General features: G+C 70.8%; 12 protein-coding genes. 9 read left to right on the top strand and 3 right to left on the bottom strand.

Features of this window, described 5'->3' with window-relative positions:
- Nucleotides 1–85 precede the first annotated feature (85 nt).
- The 3 genes from ITJ56_RS12075 (at nt 86) to ITJ56_RS12065 (ending at nt 2014) form a co-directional block, all read left to right on the top strand.
- The gene (locus ITJ56_RS12075) at nt 86–565 is read left to right on the top strand and encodes an FHA domain-containing protein (protein WP_194630853.1); all 480 of its coding nucleotides are present in this window, start codon (nt 86–88) and stop codon (nt 563–565) included.
- The gene (locus tag ITJ56_RS12070) at nt 565–1269 is read left to right on the top strand and encodes a MerR family transcriptional regulator (protein ID WP_194630852.1); all 705 of its coding nucleotides are present in this window, start codon (nt 565–567) and stop codon (nt 1267–1269) included. The genes ITJ56_RS12075 and ITJ56_RS12070 overlap by 1 nt, the downstream gene beginning before the upstream one ends.
- Before the next feature lie 184 nt (nt 1270–1453).
- Nucleotides 1454–2014, top strand: coding sequence for a MerR family transcriptional regulator (locus ITJ56_RS12065; protein WP_194630851.1), 561 nt, complete (start codon nt 1454–1456; stop codon nt 2012–2014).
- 591 nt (nt 2015–2605) lie between these two features.
- Here the strand turns inward: ITJ56_RS12065 and ITJ56_RS12060 are convergent.
- Entirely contained in the window at nt 2606–3418 is an 813-nt protein-coding gene (locus ITJ56_RS12060; RefSeq protein ID WP_194630850.1) for a ParA family protein, read from the bottom strand.
- Nucleotides 3419–3478: 60 nt separating this feature from the next.
- Here ITJ56_RS12060 and ITJ56_RS12055 point away from each other — a divergent pair, with 60 nt between their 5' ends.
- The 3 genes from ITJ56_RS12055 (at nt 3479) to ITJ56_RS18730 (ending at nt 7692) form a co-directional block, all read left to right on the top strand.
- Entirely contained in the window at nt 3479–6889 is a 3411-nt protein-coding gene (locus tag ITJ56_RS12055) for a pyruvate carboxylase (protein WP_194630849.1), read from the top strand.
- A 1-nt stretch (nt 6890) separates the two neighbouring features.
- Complete coding sequence (locus ITJ56_RS12050; RefSeq protein WP_194630848.1) at nt 6891–7394, top strand: peptide deformylase; 504 nt, start codon at nt 6891–6893, stop codon at nt 7392–7394.
- Between the two features lie 166 nt (nt 7395–7560).
- Entirely contained in the window at nt 7561–7692 is a 132-nt protein-coding gene (locus ITJ56_RS18730) for a hypothetical protein (protein ID WP_259362772.1), read from the top strand.
- Nucleotides 7693–7878: 186 nt separating this feature from the next.
- On the opposite strand, the gene ITJ56_RS12045 is transcribed toward ITJ56_RS18730, so the two are convergent.
- Nucleotides 7879–9816, bottom strand: coding sequence for an AMP-dependent synthetase/ligase (locus tag ITJ56_RS12045; protein WP_194630847.1), 1938 nt, complete (start codon nt 9814–9816; stop codon nt 7879–7881).
- A gap of 121 nt (nt 9817–9937) precedes the next feature.
- On the opposite strand from ITJ56_RS12045, the gene ITJ56_RS12040 reads away from it, so the two are divergent.
- The 3 genes from ITJ56_RS12040 (at nt 9938) to ITJ56_RS12030 (ending at nt 13191) form a co-directional block, all read left to right on the top strand.
- Nucleotides 9938–10891 carry an ROK family glucokinase gene (locus ITJ56_RS12040; protein WP_194630846.1) on the top strand — a complete coding sequence of 318 codons (954 nt, stop codon included), beginning with the start codon at nt 9938–9940 and terminating at the stop codon, nt 10889–10891.
- Nucleotides 10892–10985: 94 nt separating this feature from the next.
- Nucleotides 10986–11711, top strand: coding sequence for a lysophospholipid acyltransferase family protein (locus ITJ56_RS12035; protein WP_194630845.1), 726 nt, complete (start codon nt 10986–10988; stop codon nt 11709–11711).
- A 136-nt stretch (nt 11712–11847) separates the two neighbouring features.
- Nucleotides 11848–13191 carry a class II 3-deoxy-7-phosphoheptulonate synthase gene (locus ITJ56_RS12030; protein ID WP_194630887.1) on the top strand — a complete coding sequence of 448 codons (1344 nt, stop codon included), beginning with the start codon at nt 11848–11850 and terminating at the stop codon, nt 13189–13191.
- Between the two features lie 232 nt (nt 13192–13423).
- Here ITJ56_RS12030 and pknB read toward each other — a convergent pair whose 3' ends face one another.
- Nucleotides 13424–15508 carry a Stk1 family PASTA domain-containing Ser/Thr kinase gene (pknB, locus tag ITJ56_RS12025; protein ID WP_194630844.1) on the bottom strand — a complete coding sequence of 695 codons (2085 nt, stop codon included), beginning with the start codon at nt 15506–15508 and terminating at the stop codon, nt 13424–13426.
- Nucleotides 15509–15527: the final 19 nt, after the last annotated feature.

The following is a 15527-nucleotide window of genomic DNA, read 5'->3' as shown; positions in this document are numbered from 1 at the left end:
ACGCTCGTCCACAGGCGCAGTTCAGGGCTGCCGCTCGGGCCCTCGTTTCCGATACGCTGGTGGGCCAAGAGGAGGAGGTCCACCGATGCCAGATCCAGTGGTCCCGCAGCCGGGCGGTCAGAAGACCCCGGAGCAGCGGCTGGTCGACACCACGCTGACCTTCAGCATGGACATGGGAGCGGCACTCACCGCCGAGTCCGGTGTCTCGACCGAAGAGCGCGAAGCCGTCAACGCCCTGCCCTCCGGGTCGGCGTTGCTGGTGGTCCGTCGTGGCCCCAACGTGGGTGCGCGGTTCCTCCTCGACTCCGACGTCACGACGGCCGGCCGACACCCCGACGCCGACATCTTCCTCGACGACGTCACCGTGTCGCGCAAGCACGCGCAGTTCCTGCGCCACGGCACGAGCTTCAGCGTCAAGGACAACGGCTCCCTGAACGGCACGTACTTCGACGGTGTCCGCATCGACGAAGCGCTGCTCAGCGACGGGGCCGAGGTCCAGGTCGGCAAGTTCCGGCTGACGTTCTACGCCTCCCGGGTCGACCTGGCGCGCCTGGCGAACGCGTAGTGGCCGCACGGTCCGCTGCGGCCCGGGCTGCGGCCGCGGCACCGGACCTGCTCACGATCGGGCAGGTCCTCGCTCGTCTCAAGCCCGAGTTCCCGGACCTGTCGAGCTCCAAGCTGCGCTTCCTCGAAGAGCGCGAGCTCGTCACCCCGGTGCGCACGGCGAGCGGGTACCGCAAGTTCTCCGCAGCCGACCTCGAGCGCCTCCGGGTGATCCTCGGGCTGCAGCGCGATCATTACCTGCCGCTCAAGGTCATCAAGGACTACCTGGCCGATCTGGACGCCGGTCGCGAGCCCGTGCTGCCCGGTGGCGGCGACGCACCCCGACCGTCGATCCTCGGGCGCGAACGTCGATACACCCGCGACGAGACGGTCCGCGCCGCCGGAGCGTCGCCGATGCTCCTCGCCGACGCCGTGTCGGCCTCGCTCCTGCCCGCCACCGAGACGTACGGCGAGGACAGCGTGTCCGTGCTGAAGGCCCTGGTCGAACTGCAGCGCACGGGCATCGAGCCGCGCCACCTGCGCACCCTCCGCAGCACTGCCGAGCGCGAGGTCGGACTCATCGAGTCGGCGCTCATGCCGGTCTCCCGTCGGGGAGACGCAACCTCACGCGCGAAGGCCGCCGAGCTCGCGCGCGAGATCTCCGGACACCTCGAGATCATCCGCTCCGACCTGATCCGCCAGGCCATCGGTCGCCTCGACGGATGACGCGATCCGGTCCTCCCGCGGGGGTTGTGTGTCAGTCGGTTGGGCGTATCCTCGACACGCCGGACGCGCCGGGTCGGATGTCCCGCGCGGGAGCGGTCGGAGTCGCTACCGTGGACCTCGGAACAACTCTCAACCCGTCGTTGAAGCTTCGGGTGGGAGCTCGATCGTCGTGGAAGGCAAGCTCATGAGTGGGAACGACATCCCTGGCACCGAGTCGGACACGACCCGGTACGACCTCGGGCTGCTCTTCACCGATGGTCTGCCCGAGCACGACGAGCAGAACGGCTACCGCGGCACCGTGGCCGCACGGGCAGCCGGCATCTCGTACCGTCAGCTCGACTACTGGGCCCGCACCGAACTCGTGCAGCCGACGATCCGCGGCGCCGCCGGCTCTGGGTCGCAGCGCCTCTACGGGTTCCGCGACATCCTCGTGCTCAAGCTCGTGAAACGTCTGCTCGACACCGGCATCTCGCTGCAGCAGATCCGGACCGCCGTCAACCAGCTCCGCGAGTCCGGCGTCTCCGACCTCGCCCAGACGACGCTGATGTCCGACGGTGCCTCGGTGTACCTGTGCACCTCCGACGACGAGGTCATCGACCTCGTGTCCCGCGGCCAGGGTGTCTTCGGCATCGCGGTCGGCAAGGTCCTGCGCGAGGTCGAGAGTTCCCTGGTCGAGCTGGACGCCACCGCCGCGGCCGATCCTTCTGACGAACTGGCCGCTCGCCGCGCTTCCCGCGCTTCCTGACCCGCGCTTCCCGCGCTTCCTGACCCGCGCTTCCCGCGCTTCCTGACCCGCGCTTCCCCTCGCTCGCGCCGGGCCCGGGCCGAGATCTCGCGACCTGCCGCGTGCGTGTCGCCGAGGTGCCACGAATTGTCGCTTGCGACGTTGTCGGCCGACAGTTGGTGACCTCTCGGCGGACGTGAGCGGTATGTCTTCGACCCCAGGCGAGCCGGAGCCGGGCGTGTCCGCCGGGGCTGGGGCGGGCCTCCCAGCTGTCCGAGGTCCCACGACCTGCCGCGTGCGTGTCGCCGAGGTGTCACGAACTGTCGCTTGCGACGTTGTCGGCCGACAGTTGGTGACCTCTCGGCGGATGTGAGTGGCATGTCGGGGACCCGCGGCGAACGGGGCCGGGCGTGTCTGCGCGGATGGAGCGGGCCTCCCGGCTCTCCATGAGCGGTCGCAGACCGGCCCATGCGCGTCGCCGAGGTGTCACGAACCGTCGCCTGCGGCGCCGCCGGGCGACAGTTGGTGACCACTCGGCGGAAGTGAGCGGCATGTCGTGACCACTCGGGCGACGACCGCGACGACCTCGGCCGACCGCCAGAGTGCAGGGACCTACGCGGCGCCGCCGTCGGCGTACGGGCCGATCTTGCCCGTGCGCATGATGCGCTCGAGCAGCTGGTCGAAGTTCTTCGCCATCTCCTGTGCCGACTCGCCGGGCCAGACGTGCAGCGGCTTCGCAGCACCCTGCGCCTGCTGCAGCGACGTGCGCTCCGGCAGCTGCGGGGAGAGCACGAGCGGGCCGAACATGTCGCGGAGCTCCTTGATGCGGAACTGGTGCTCGAGCGACTGCACACGGGCACGGTTGACGATGATGCCGAGGGGCTGCAGGCGCGGGGAGAGGCCGCGGCGGATCTCCTCGATGGCGCGGAGGGCACGGTCGGCGGCGGCGACGGAGAACAGGCCGGGCTCGGTGACGACGGTCACGCGGTCGGACGCCGCCCACGCCGTGCGGGTGAGGGCGTTCAGCGACGGCGCGCAGTCGATGAGCACGAGCTCGTAGTCCTGCTCGACGTTCGCCAGGGCCTCTTCGAGCTTCCAGATGTCGCGGATCGACGGGTGCGGCCCGTCGAAGTTGATGGCGGAGGGGGAGCCGACCATGACGTCGATCTTGCCCTGGGACCCCTTCGTCCAGCCGGAGGGGGCGATCGCCTGACGAACGATCTTCTCCTTCGGGTTCTCGAGGACGTCGGCGACGTTGAGGTGACCGGCGAGGTTGATGTCGAGGCCTGTGGAGACGTCGGACTGCGGGTCCAGATCCACCACCAGCGTGCGCAGTCCCCTGGCGAACGCGGCCGAGGTCAGGCCGAGCGTCACCGTCGTCTTGCCGACACCACCCTTGAGGGAGCTCACGCTGAGTACATGCACGTTGAGCAACGTTACCGCCACTAGGGTTGTGTCACCTCAACCCGGGCTGAAAGGGACGACGTGTTCAGCAAGATCCTCGTGGCGAACCGTGGTGAGATCGCCATCCGAGCGTTCCGTGCAGCGTACGAACTGGGGGCGCGCACCGTCGCCGTCTACCCGTACGAGGACCGCAACTCCCTGCACCGTCTCAAGGCCGACGAGGCCTACCTGATCGGCGAGCGGGGGCACCCGGTCCGGGCGTACCTCGATGTCTCCGAGATCATCCGCGTGGCGCGCGAATCCGGTGCCGACGCGATCTACCCGGGGTACGGCTTCCTGTCGGAGAACCCGGAGCTCGCTGCCGCGGCCGCCGCGGCAGGGATCACCTTCGTCGGGCCCGGTGAGCACGTGCTCGAGATGGCCGGGAACAAGGTCACCGCGAAGGAGCACGCGGTCGCGGCCGGCGTCCCGGTCCTCGCCAGCACCCCGGCGAGCCGCGACATCGACGAACTCATCGCCGGCGCTGACGGGGTCGGGTTCCCGGTGTTCGCCAAGGCCGTTGCCGGCGGCGGCGGGCGCGGGATGCGCCGGGTCGAGACGAAGCCCGAGCTGCGCGCCGCCCTCGAAGCGGCGATGCGCGAGGCCGACAGCGCGTTCGGTGACCCGACGATGTTCCTCGAGCAGGCCGTGATCCGGCCGCGGCACATCGAGGTCCAGATCCTCGCCGACGCTTCCGGCACCGACGCCGGCACGATCCACCTGTTCGAGCGGGACTGCTCCGTGCAGCGGCGCAACCAGAAGGTCGTCGAGATCGCCCCCGCGCCGAACCTGGACCCGGCGGTCGCGCAGGCACTGCACCGCGACGCCGTCGCCTTCGCCCGATCGATCGGCTACGTCAACGCCGGCACCGTCGAGTTCCTCCTCGACACGGAGGGTGAGAAGAGCGGACAGCACGTCTTCATCGAGATGAACCCGCGCATCCAGGTCGAGCACACGGTCACCGAGGAGGTGACCGACGTCGACCTGGTGCAGTCGCAGATGCGCATCGCGGCGGGTGAGACCCTGGCCGAGCTCGGGCTGTCGCAGGACACCGTCCACGTGCACGGCGCGGCCCTGCAGACCCGGATCACGACCGAGGACCCGACCCAGGGGTTCCGCCCGGACACCGGCCGCATCAGCACCTACCGCAGCCCCGGTGGCGCGGGCGTTCGTCTCGACGGCGGCACGGTCGCCACCGGTACGCAGATCAGCCCGCACTTCGACTCCATGCTCGCGAAGATGACGTGCCGCGGCCGTGACTTCCCGGCGGCGGTGTCCCGCGCCAAGCGTGCCCTCGCCGAGTTCCGCATCCGCGGCGTGAGCACGAACATCCCGTTCCTGCAGGCGGTCCTCGAGGACCCGGACTTCGCCCGCGGCGACATCTCGACGACGTTCATCGAGGAGCGACCGCAGCTGTTCGGCGGCCACGTGTCGAAGGACCGCGGCACGAAGGTGCTCAACTGGCTGGCCGACGTCACGGTGAACAAGCCGAACGGCGAGCGGTCCCCGCTGGTCACCGACCCGAGCGCCAAACTGCCGGCCCTCGACCTGACGAAGCCGGTGCCGGAGGGGCAGCGTGACCGCCTGCTCGCGGTCGGTCCGGCCGAGTGGGCGAGGTCCCTGCGCGCCCAGACCGCCCTGGCCGTCACCGAGACGACCATGCGCGACGCCCACCAGTCGCTCCTCGCCACGCGCGTCCGTACGAAGGACCTCGTCGCGGTCGCCCCGTACGTCTCCCGGCTCACGCCGCAGCTGCTCAGCGTCGAGGCCTGGGGCGGCGCCACCTACGACGTCGCGCTCCGGTTCCTCGGCGAGGACCCGTGGGAGCGCCTGACGGCGCTCCGTGCGGCGATGCCGAACATCCCGATCCAGATGCTGCTGCGCGGTCGCAACACGGTCGGTTACACCCCGTACCCGACCGAGGTCACCGATGCGTTCGTCGCCGAGGCCGCCGCCACGGGCGTCGACGTCTTCCGCGTGTTCGACGCGCTGAACGACGTCAGCCAGTTGCGCCCAGCCCTGGAGGCCGTGCTCGCGACCGGCACGGCCGTCGCGGAAGCAGCGCTCTGCTACACCGCCGACCTGCTCGATCCGGCAGAGGACCTGTACACGCTCGACTACTACCTCCGCCTGGCGGAACAGATGGTCGAGGCCGGCGCGCACGTCATCGGCATCAAGGACATGGCCGGCCTGCTCCGCGCCGGTGCCGCCGAGAAGCTGGTCACCGCCCTGCGCGAGCGGTTCGACCAGCCCGTGCACGTCCACACCCACGACACCGCGGGCGGACAGCTCGCGACCCTCCTCGCCGCGTCCCGTGCCGGGGCCGACGCGGTCGACGTGGCGGCCGCGCCGATGGCCGGCACGACCAGCCAGCCGAGCATGTCCGCCCTCGTCGCCGCACTGGCCCACACCGAGCGCGACACCGGCCTGTCCCTCGACGCCGTCGGTGATCTCGAGCCCTACTGGGAATCGGTCCGTCGCGCGTACGCCCCCTTCGAGTCCGGGCTCGCCGGTCCGACCGGCCGTGTCTACAAGCACGAGATCCCCGGCGGGCAGCTGTCGAACCTCCGCCAGCAGGCGATCGCGCTCGGACTCGGCGACCGGTTCGAGCAGGTCGAGGACTGGTACGCCGAGGCGAACCGGATCCTCGGGCGACCGACCAAGGTCACGCCGTCGTCGAAGGTCGTCGGTGACCTCGCCCTGCAGCTCGCCGCGGTCGGCGCCGACCCGGTCGACTTCGAGCAGAACCCGGACAAGTACGACATCCCGGACTCCGTCGTCGGCTTCATGGCCGGCGAGCTGGGCGACCTGCCCGGCGGCTGGCCCGAGCCCTTCCGGTCGAAGGTCCTGGCCGGCCGCGACGTCCGACTCGAGATCGCCCCGGTGCCCGAGGACGAACGCGCGCGCCTCGAGGCGCCCGGCCCCGAGCGGCAGCAGGCCCTCAACCGGCTGCTCTTCCCGCAGCCCACGCAGCAGTTCCAGCGTGTGCGGGAGCAGTACGGCGACCTGTCCGTCGTGCCGACCGTCGACTACCTGTACGGGCTGCGTCCCGGACAGGAGCACAGCGTGCCACTCGGCAAGGGCGTCGACCTGTTCGTCGGGCTCGAGGCCATCGGCGAGGTGGACGCCAAGGGTGTCCGCACGGTCATGGCGACGATGAACGGGCAACTCCGCCCCGTCGCCGTCCGTGACCGTTCGGTCGAGGTCGAGACGAAGGCGGCCGAGAAGGCTGTCAAGTCCGACCCCAAGCACGTGGCCGCGCCGTTCTCCGGCGTGGTGACGCTCAAGGTCGCCGTCGGTGACGTCGTCGAGGCCGGTGCGCCCCTGGCGAGCATCGAGGCGATGAAGATGGAAGCGGCCATCACGGCGCCCGTAGCGGGCACCGTCGGCCGACTCGCGATCCCGGTGACCCAGCAGGTGGACGCCGGCGACCTCTTGGTGGTGCTGCAGTAAATTGACCGTTCGTCCCATCCGCCTGTTCGGCGACCCCGTCCTCCGTTCTCCGGCCGACCCGATCCGCCCCGAACTGCTCGGGAGCCCCGGCGTCCGCGACCTCGTGCAGGACCTCGTCGACACCGTGCGAGAGCCCGGCCGCGCCGGTGTGGCAGCTCCCCAGATCGGCGTCGGACTCCGTGCGTTCTCCTACAACGTCGACGGCGAGGTCGGGTACGTCCTCAACCCCGAGATCGTCGAGGTCGCCGGGGAACCCGAGCTCATGGATGAAGGCTGCCTGTCGGTGCCGGGGCTCGGCTACCCGACGCGGCGGTACCCGCACGCCAAGGTCCGCGGCGTGGACGTCGACGGACACGAGGTCGTGCTCGAGGGCACCGGGCTGATGGCCGAGGCGCTGCAGCACGAGTGCGACCACCTCGACGGCACCGTCTACGTGATGACGCTCGACCCCGAGATCCGTCGACAGGCGCTGCGCGACATCCGAGCGCAGGACTGGTTCCACTGACGCCCGCGCCGAGGCCACGAGACCCTGCTCGCGGTCAACGTCGTTCGCGTTCGGTGAACTCCGCGTGACACCCCTTCGTGGGATTGTCGCTTTGTCCTGACGAGGGGGTACCGTGCTGCTGTCGGCCTCCCACCGACACCCCATCACATCCCCCCAGGACTCCCGCATGACCAGTCAGAACGACGAGCTGAGCTCGCACCGCACCCGCACCAACCGCCGACCAGCCGAGACCACCGTCACGACCGGTTCGACCGCCGTCCTCGACGCCCCCGCGACGGAGCAGTCGCCGGAGGCCTGACCCCCGCAGGCGCCCCCGGCGCCCGCTGAACGGCCTGGAGGCCCGGATCACGTCCGACGGGCGTGATCCGGGCCTCCAGGCGGTTGCGTCCAGCCCCCGCACGTACCTGGCGGCGGGCGTACCTGGTCGGAGGAACCGACCCGGTACGCCCGAAACGACCCGGTACGCCCGGAGCGAGCGGGCCCGCTACGAGCGGTTGCGGTGCCGGCCCTCGATGACGGGGGTCGCGGTCGTCTGCACCTTCGACCCGGAGTAGATGTGGGCGACCTCGGCCGCGAACTCCTTGAGGATCACACCACGCTTGATCGTCAGCTTCGGCGTGAGGTGCCCAGAGGCCTCGGTCAGCTCGGTGTCGAGGATCGTGAACGAGCGGACCGACTCGGCGCGTGAGACGCGGCCGTTGGCGGCGTCGATCGCCTCCTGCACGGCCGACAGTACGCGCTCGTCGTAGGCGGCCTCGTGCGCGGACAGCGCCGGCGTGATGCCACGCGTCTCGCACCAGCCCGGCAGCATCTCGCGGTCGAGCGTCACCAACGCGGCGACGAAGGGCTTGCCCTCGCCGACCACCACGACCTGCCCGATGAGCGGGTGCTCGCGGATGCGGTCCTCGAGCGGTGCCGGAGCGACGTTCTTGCCACTCGCGGTGACGATGAGCTCCTTGGCGCGTCCGGTGACCGTGAGCACCCCGTCGGCGTCGAGCCGACCCAGGTCGCCCGTGCGGAACCAGCCGTCGGTGAAGGCCTGCTCGGTCGCTGCGTCGTTGTGCCAGTAGCGGTCGAAGACGTCGACGCCGCGGATGAGGATCTCGGCGTCATCGGCGACGCGCACCTCGACGCCCGGAAGCGCGCGGCCGACCGACCCGATGCGGAGCTCTGCCGCTCGGTTCACGGTGGCGGGCGCCGTCGTCTCGGTCAGGCCGTAGCCCTCGAGGATGAGCACCCCGATCGACCGGAAGAAGTGCGACAGCCGCGGGGACAGCGGGGCGGACCCGCTGACGGCGTACTCGACCCGGCCGCCGAGCGCGTCGCGGAGCTTCGCGTACACGAGCCGGTCGAACAGCTTGAACCGCAGACGGAGCACCAGGGGGACCCGGCCCGAGGCCAGTGCCTCGGAGTGCGCGACCGCGGTCGCCGCCGCCGCGCGGAAGATCCGGCCCTTGCCGCCGAGGTCGGCCTTCTGCTCGGCGGAGTTGTAGATCTTCTCGAACACCCGGGGGACCGCGAGCAGGAACGTCGGCTTGAAGGTCGACACCGCCCGCATCAGGTCCTTCGTGTCCGGCTCGTGGCCGACGAGGACCCCGGCGGACACGGACATCGCCGCGATGAACCGGGCGAAGACGTGTGCCAGCGGGATGAAGAGCAGGGTCGAGGCGCCGTCGGCCACGACCTCGGGCATGGCCTCGCTCGCACCCTCGACGGTGGCGGTGAAGTTGTCGTGCCGCAGCACGCAACCCTTCGGCCGGCCGGTGGTGCCCGAGGTGTAGATGATCGTGGCGTCGTCGCGGCCGTGCACGGTGGCGGTCCGCGCGTCCAGTTCGTCGTCGGTGACGTCCTCGCCGAGCCGGACGAGGTCGTCGAGGCCGCCGCCGTCGATTGTCCAGTGCTGCCCGAGCGACGGCAGGTCCGGCGCGATGGAGGCCACCCGGCGCGCGTGCTCCTCCTGCTCCACCACGATGGCGACGGTCTCGGAGTCGGAGAGGATCCAGCGCACCTGGTCGGGGGAGCTCGTCTCGTACACGGGCACGGACACCAGGCCGGCTGTCCACACGGCGAAGTCGACCAGGGTCCACTCGAGGCGCGTCCTGGACAGGATCGCGACGTGCGCGCCCGGCTCGAGCCCGGCGGCGACGAAGCCCTTCGCGATGCCGCGGACCCGGGCGAGCGTCTCCGCGGCCGTGGAAGTGGTCCAGGTGTCGCCGTGGCGCTGGGCCAGGATCGGACGGTCCGGCGTCAGGCGGGCGCGATCGCCGAGGAGCCGCGCTGCCGAACCGTGGTCCGGGGCGACCGGACCACTGCTCGGCGGTGTGGCGTGCCTCCCGGCCGACGGCGTGGTCCCGGTGGCGGCGCTGCCAGCGGTGGACGTGCCGGTGGAGGCGCTGCTGCGTGCAGGACGCTGATCGTTCACGGTGACTCCCTTGTCTGCCGGTTCGAATCGAGTGCGCCTCAACACCGAGGCGACACAGCCAGCATAGGACGCGTCACCGGGCGTTCCGCGTCTTCGCGGCGAACCGGTAGGCTCGTTCCTCGTGCACGCCATCGGAATCGACATCGGGGGCACCAAGATCGCGGGAGCGGTCGTGACGGAACTGGGCGAGATCGTCGCCGAGGACCGCGTGGCCACCAACGCTGCGGACCCGAACGCCATGCTCGACGACGTCGTCTCGATGGTCGAGCGACTCAGTTCGCTCCACCAGGTCGGCGCCGTGGGGGTCGCAGCGCCGGGGTTCATCGACGCCTCGCAGTCGATCGTCTACTACACGCCGAACATCCGCTGGCGGAACGAGCCGCTGCGCCAGAAGCTGCAGCAGCGCCTCGGCGACCTGCACATCACGGTCGACAACGACGCCAACGCCGCCGGCTGGGCCGAGTTCCGGTTCGGAGCCGGCCGGCTGGTGTCGGACATGACCATGCTCACCATCGGCACGGGCGTCGGCGGTGCGATCGTCACCGAGGACCGCCTGTTCCGCGGGGGCTTCGGCACCGGTGGCGAGATCGGTCACCTGCGCATCGTCCCGAACGGCCTGCCGTGCGGGTGCGGCGCCCGCGGCTGCATCGAGCAGTACGGCTCCGGCCGCGCCCTGCAGCGCATGGCCAACGACGTCGCCGACGCCGGCGGCATCGGTTCGGCACTCGCCGATGCCCGCGCCGAGAACGGCGGCCAGCTGGACGGCAAGATCGTCGGCGATCTGATCCTGGCCGACGACCCGGGTGCCCTGGCGGCCCTCCGTCGTCTCGGTCGGCACCTCGGCGAGGCCTGCGCCTCGCTGTCCGCGGTGCTCGACCCGCAGCTCTTCGTGTTCGGTGGCGGCGTCGCCAGCGCGGGGGACCGGCTGCTCGACCCGATCAAGCAGGCGTACCTCAACAACCTGCCGGCCCGCGGGTACCACCCGGAGCCGGACTTCGTGATCGCCGAGCTCGTCAACGACGCCGGTGTCGTCGGGGCCGCCGACCTCGCCCGCATCCACGCCCGCACGGCGTAGGGTCGGGCCACCCCACACCCGGGCGCCCCACAGCCGGGCAAGACCGCACGCGGACCACCCACCACCTGGACCTTCTCACCACCTGGAGTCGTCGATGACCTACTGGCTGCTGAAGAACTTCGTGCTCGGCCCGCTCATCCTCACCCTGTTCCGGCCGTGGGTCGTCGGGCGCGAGCACGTGCCGACGACGGGCCCGGTCATCTTCGCGTCGAACCACATCTCCTTCATCGACTCCGTGATCCTGCCGGCGGTGCTCGACCGGCGGCTGTCGTTCCTGGCGAAGAGCGACTACTTCACCGGGCGGGGGCTGAAGGGCTGGGCGACGAAGACGTTCTTCAACGCCATCGGTCAGCTGCCGATCGACCGCTCCGGCGGCAAGGCCTCCGAGGCCTCGCTCCGCACCGGCCTGCAGGTCCTGGCCCGCGGCGAGCAACTCGGCATCTACCCCGAGGGCACCCGCAGCCCCGACGGCAAGCTCTACCGCGGCCGTACCGGCATCGCGCGGATGATCCTCGAGGGGCGGGTGCTCGTCGTCCCCGTCGCCATGGTCGGCACGCGTGAGGTCCAGCAGATCGGGCAGCGGTTCCCGAAGATCAAGCGCGTCGGCGTGGTGTTCGGCAAGCCGCTCGACTTCTCGCGGTTCCAGGGCTTCGAGACCGACCGCTTCATCCTGCGCAGCGTCACCGACGAGATCATGCACGAACTCGCCGGGCTGAGCCGCCAGGAGTACGTCGACGTCTACGCAACCAGCGTCAAGGAGCGGGCGAGCTCGGCACGCGTGGCCGTCATGCGGGAACGGAAGTCGACGCCCGCACGTTAGGCTCTGATGGTCCCGGCACCCCGCCGGGATGCCCGTCGTGCCGGTTCGCGGCACACCTGACGGGCCGCCCGCACAGAACACCGAGGTAACGCCCTTGTTCGAGTCGACCGACTTCGTCGCCCTGCAGGATCCGGACGTGATCGAGGGCCTCGACTCCTGGCGGACGCTCCCGATCAAGCAGCAGCCGACCTGGCCCGACGCGAACGCGGCCGAGGCCGCCTCGGCCGAGATCGCCACGCTCCCGCCGCTCGTGTTCGCGGGCGAGGTCGACAACCTCCGGGACCGGCTCGCCGCCGCCGCCCAGGGCAAGGCCTTCCTGCTGCAGGGTGGTGACTGCGCCGAGACCTTCGCCGGCGCCACGGCCGACTCCATCCGTGACCGGGTGAAGACGATCCTGCAGATGGCCGTCGTGCTGACGTACGGCGCGTCGATGCCCGTCATCAAGATGGGGCGCATGGCGGGGCAGTTCGCCAAGCCGCGCTCGAGCGACTTCGAGACCCGCGGTGACGTGACGTTGCCCGCCTACCGCGGCGACATCGTGAACGGCTACGACTTCACTCCTGAGAGCCGCCAGCCCGACCCGCGCCGCCTGGTGCAGGGCTACCACACGGCCGCCTCGACGCTGAACCTGGTGCGCGCGTTCACGCAGGGGGGTTTCGCCGACCTGCGCCAGGTGCACTCCTGGAACAAGGGCTTCGCCTCGAACCCGGCGAACGCCCGCTACGAGCACCTCGCCAAGGAGATCGACCGAGCGATCCGCTTCATGGACGCCTGCGGCGCCGACTTCGAGGCGCTCAAGCACGTCGAGTTCTACGCCTCGCACGAGGGGTTGCTCATGGACTACGAGCGCCCGATGACCCGCATCGACTCCCGTTCCGGCATGGCGTACGACACCTCAGGGCACTTCATCTGGATCGGGGAGCGCACGCGCGACATCGACGGCGCGCACGTCGACTTCCTGTCGCGGGTGCGGAACCCGATCGGCGTGAAGCTCGGTCCGACCACGAGCGTCGACGACATGAAGGCCCTGGTCGACAAGCTCGACCCGAACCGCGAGCCGGGTCGCCTGACCTTCATCACGCGCATGGGAGCGGGCAAGATCCGTGACGAGCTGCCGAAGCTGCTCGAGGCGATCAAGGGCATGGACGCCAACCCGCTGTGGGTCACCGACCCCATGCACGGCAACGGCCTCACCACGCCCACCGGCTACAAGACCCGCCGGTTCGACGACGTCGTGGACGAGGTCCTCGGGTTCTTCGAGGCACACCGGCAGGTGGGGACGTACCCGGGTGGCATGCACGTCGAGCTCACCGGTGACGACGTCACCGAGTGCCTCGGCGGCTCGGAGCACATCGACGAGGCCACCCTCGCCACCCGCTACGAGTCGCTGTGCGACCCGCGACTGAACCACATGCAGTCCCTCGAGCTCGCCTTCCTGGTGGCCGAGGAGCTCGGCGCGCACCAGCCCGACCGCGCGTAGCGCAGGATCGGTTCCGCCAAGGCGACGGAATCGCGCGGCACGTTCGCGGGGTTCTGTCGCTTCCGCGTACCGGACGGGAGGCCCGCGGCGGTGCCGCGACGCGCCTCCCGTCCGTCATGCCGTTGCGTCCACTGCCCTGGCCGCGACGTTCTGCGGAGGCGCCAGCACGCACGGGCGGCACAGCGTCGCGCAGGCGCCACGCACCGGCGTGCCCGCGCCGCCGCCGCCGCCCTTACTGGTCGTAGGACAGGGTGACGGTGTCGCCGCGGTAGACCGTGGCGCCCTCGCCTGGGTCGGTGCCGGTCACCGGCAGCTTCGACTTCCAGTCGTAGAAGCCGCACAGGATGTTGGTGCAGTCGGGCACAGCGACCTTGAGGCCGAGTCCCTCGAGGGTCGCGGTCGCCTCGTTGATGGTCTTGCCGACGACGCCCTCCTTCGGCACGGTGATCGGCGTCTGGCCCTTCGACACGACGACGTCGACCGCGGTGCCACGCACGGCGGGCGAGTCCTGCACCGCGCCGGACACGATCTGCCCGGCCGGCACGGTCTCGCTGTACTCCTCGGTGCGGGCGCCGAGGATGAGTCCGACCTCGTCGAGGGCGGCGGAGGCCTCGTCGACGGTCTTCCCGACGACGTCGGGCACGGGCCCGAGCGACACGGTGAGGGTGACCTCGCCGGTCTCCTCGTAGGCCTTCACCGTCGTCAGGTCGACCGCCCTGCCGCCGGACGCGCGGCCGGTCGCCGCGATGACGGTGTCCTTCGGGGCGTCGGCGGAGAACTCGTAGCGGTCGTCCTGCAGTGCGAAGTCGTCGTCGAGTGCGGCGGTGACGGTGGAGAGCGGCTGCCCGACGATCGCGGGCAGGGCGATCATCCGCGGGCCGTTCGACACCACGAGCTGCACCGCCGTGCCCTTCTGGACCTCGTGGTCGGCCGCCGGCTTCGTCGTCGACACCTGTCCCTTCGCGACGACGGCGTCGAACCGGGTTCCGGTCTTCGACGCCGTCTGCAGGCCCTGTGCTTCGAGCAGCTGCCGGGCCTGCGAGACCGACTTGCCCGTGACTTCCGGGATCCGGACGTTACCGCCCGGTCCGGGGCCGAAGTACCAGCCGAAGCCGGCGCCGATCAGGGTGATCACGACGACCACGGACAGCAGGATCCAGCCGCGCTTCCCGCGCTTCGCCGACTGGTCGGCGAGCCGCTGACCGGCGGGGGAGAGCACCCCCGGCTGGCTGCCGGTGCGGCGCGGGCCCGGGGTGGAACCACGGCCGCGGGCCGGCGAGCGCCCGCGGTCGGCGGTCTGGTCACGGTCGGCGGACCGGTCGATGATCGCGGTCTCGTCCGCGCTGGCCGGTGCGGCGAACGCTCCGAAGCCGGCGGCGCCGGCAGCGGCACCGAGGGGGCCGACACCCCCGCCGGACGGCAGGATCGCGGTCCCGTTCTCGGGGCGCAGCACGGCTGTCCGGTACTGGCCTGTCGCACGCTGCTGGTTGCCGGACATGTGGTCGAGCATCTCGCGGGCGTCGCGGGGGCGGTCCTCCGGGTCGCGCGCGGTCGACCACGCCACCAACTCGTCGAGTTCCGGCGGCACCCCGGCCACGGCGGCACTCGGCGCGGGCACGGAGTCGTTGGCGTGCTGGTAGGCGATCTGCATCGGCTGCTCACCCTTGTAGGGCTGCTCGCCGGTGAGCATCTCGTAGAGCATGATGCCGAGCGCGTAGATGTCGCTGCGGGAGTCCGCGGCACCGCGGGTCACGAGCTCCGGGGACAGGTAGGCAATGGTGCCGAGCAGGGCGGCCCCGGTGGCGGTGTTCGCCGTCGTCGCACGGGCCAGGCCGAAGTCGCCCAGTTTGATCCGGCCGTCGTCGGCGAGCAGGACGTTCTCGGGCTTCAGGTCGCGGTGCACGATGCCTGCCCGGTGCGCGGACGCCAGCCCGGCCAGCACGGCGCGCAGGATGTCGGTCGCCTGCTCCGGCGTCAGCGCGTGGTGCTCCTGCAGCAGGTCCCGCAGCGTGATGCCCGGGATGTACTCCATGACGATGTAGGCGGTGTCGCCCTCGGCGCCCTGGTCGTACACGCCGACCAGGTTCGGGTGCGACAGCCGAGCGGCCGAACGCGCCTCCTGGATGAAGCGCTCACGGAAGGCCTGGTCGTCGGCCAGGTGCCCGTGCATGACCTTGATCGCGACACGTCGCTCCAGGCGCACGTCGGTCGCCAGGTAGACGGTCGCCATGCCCCCGCGAGCGATGCGGGAGCGCACTCGGTACCGCTGATCGATCATGCGACCGATCATCGGGTCCGTGGCGGCGTTGGTGGTCATCGGCGGCATTCTACGAATC

The organism is Curtobacterium sp. VKM Ac-1376, assembly GCF_015351025.1.
Classification (GTDB): domain Bacteria; phylum Actinomycetota; class Actinomycetes; order Actinomycetales; family Microbacteriaceae; genus Curtobacterium.
This window is presented reverse-complemented; position numbering and strand designations above follow the sequence as displayed.

Bases quoted from the DNA above. Each gene is read 5' to 3' on its own strand.
- ITJ56_RS12075 (WP_194630853.1), top strand. From the start codon at position 86: ATGCCAGATCCAGTGGTCCCGCAGCCGGGCGGTCAGAAGACCCCGGAG.
- ITJ56_RS12065 (WP_194630851.1), top strand. From the start codon at position 1,454: ATGAGTGGGAACGACATCCCTGGCACCGAGTCGGACACGACCCGGTAC.
- ITJ56_RS18730 (WP_259362772.1), top strand. From the start codon at position 7,561: ATGACCAGTCAGAACGACGAGCTGAGCTCGCACCGCACCCGCACCAAC.
- ITJ56_RS12035 (WP_194630845.1), top strand. From the start codon at position 10,986: ATGACCTACTGGCTGCTGAAGAACTTCGTGCTCGGCCCGCTCATCCTC.
- pknB (WP_194630844.1), bottom strand. From the start codon at position 15,508: ATGACCACCAACGCCGCCACGGACCCGATGATCGGTCGCATGATCGAT.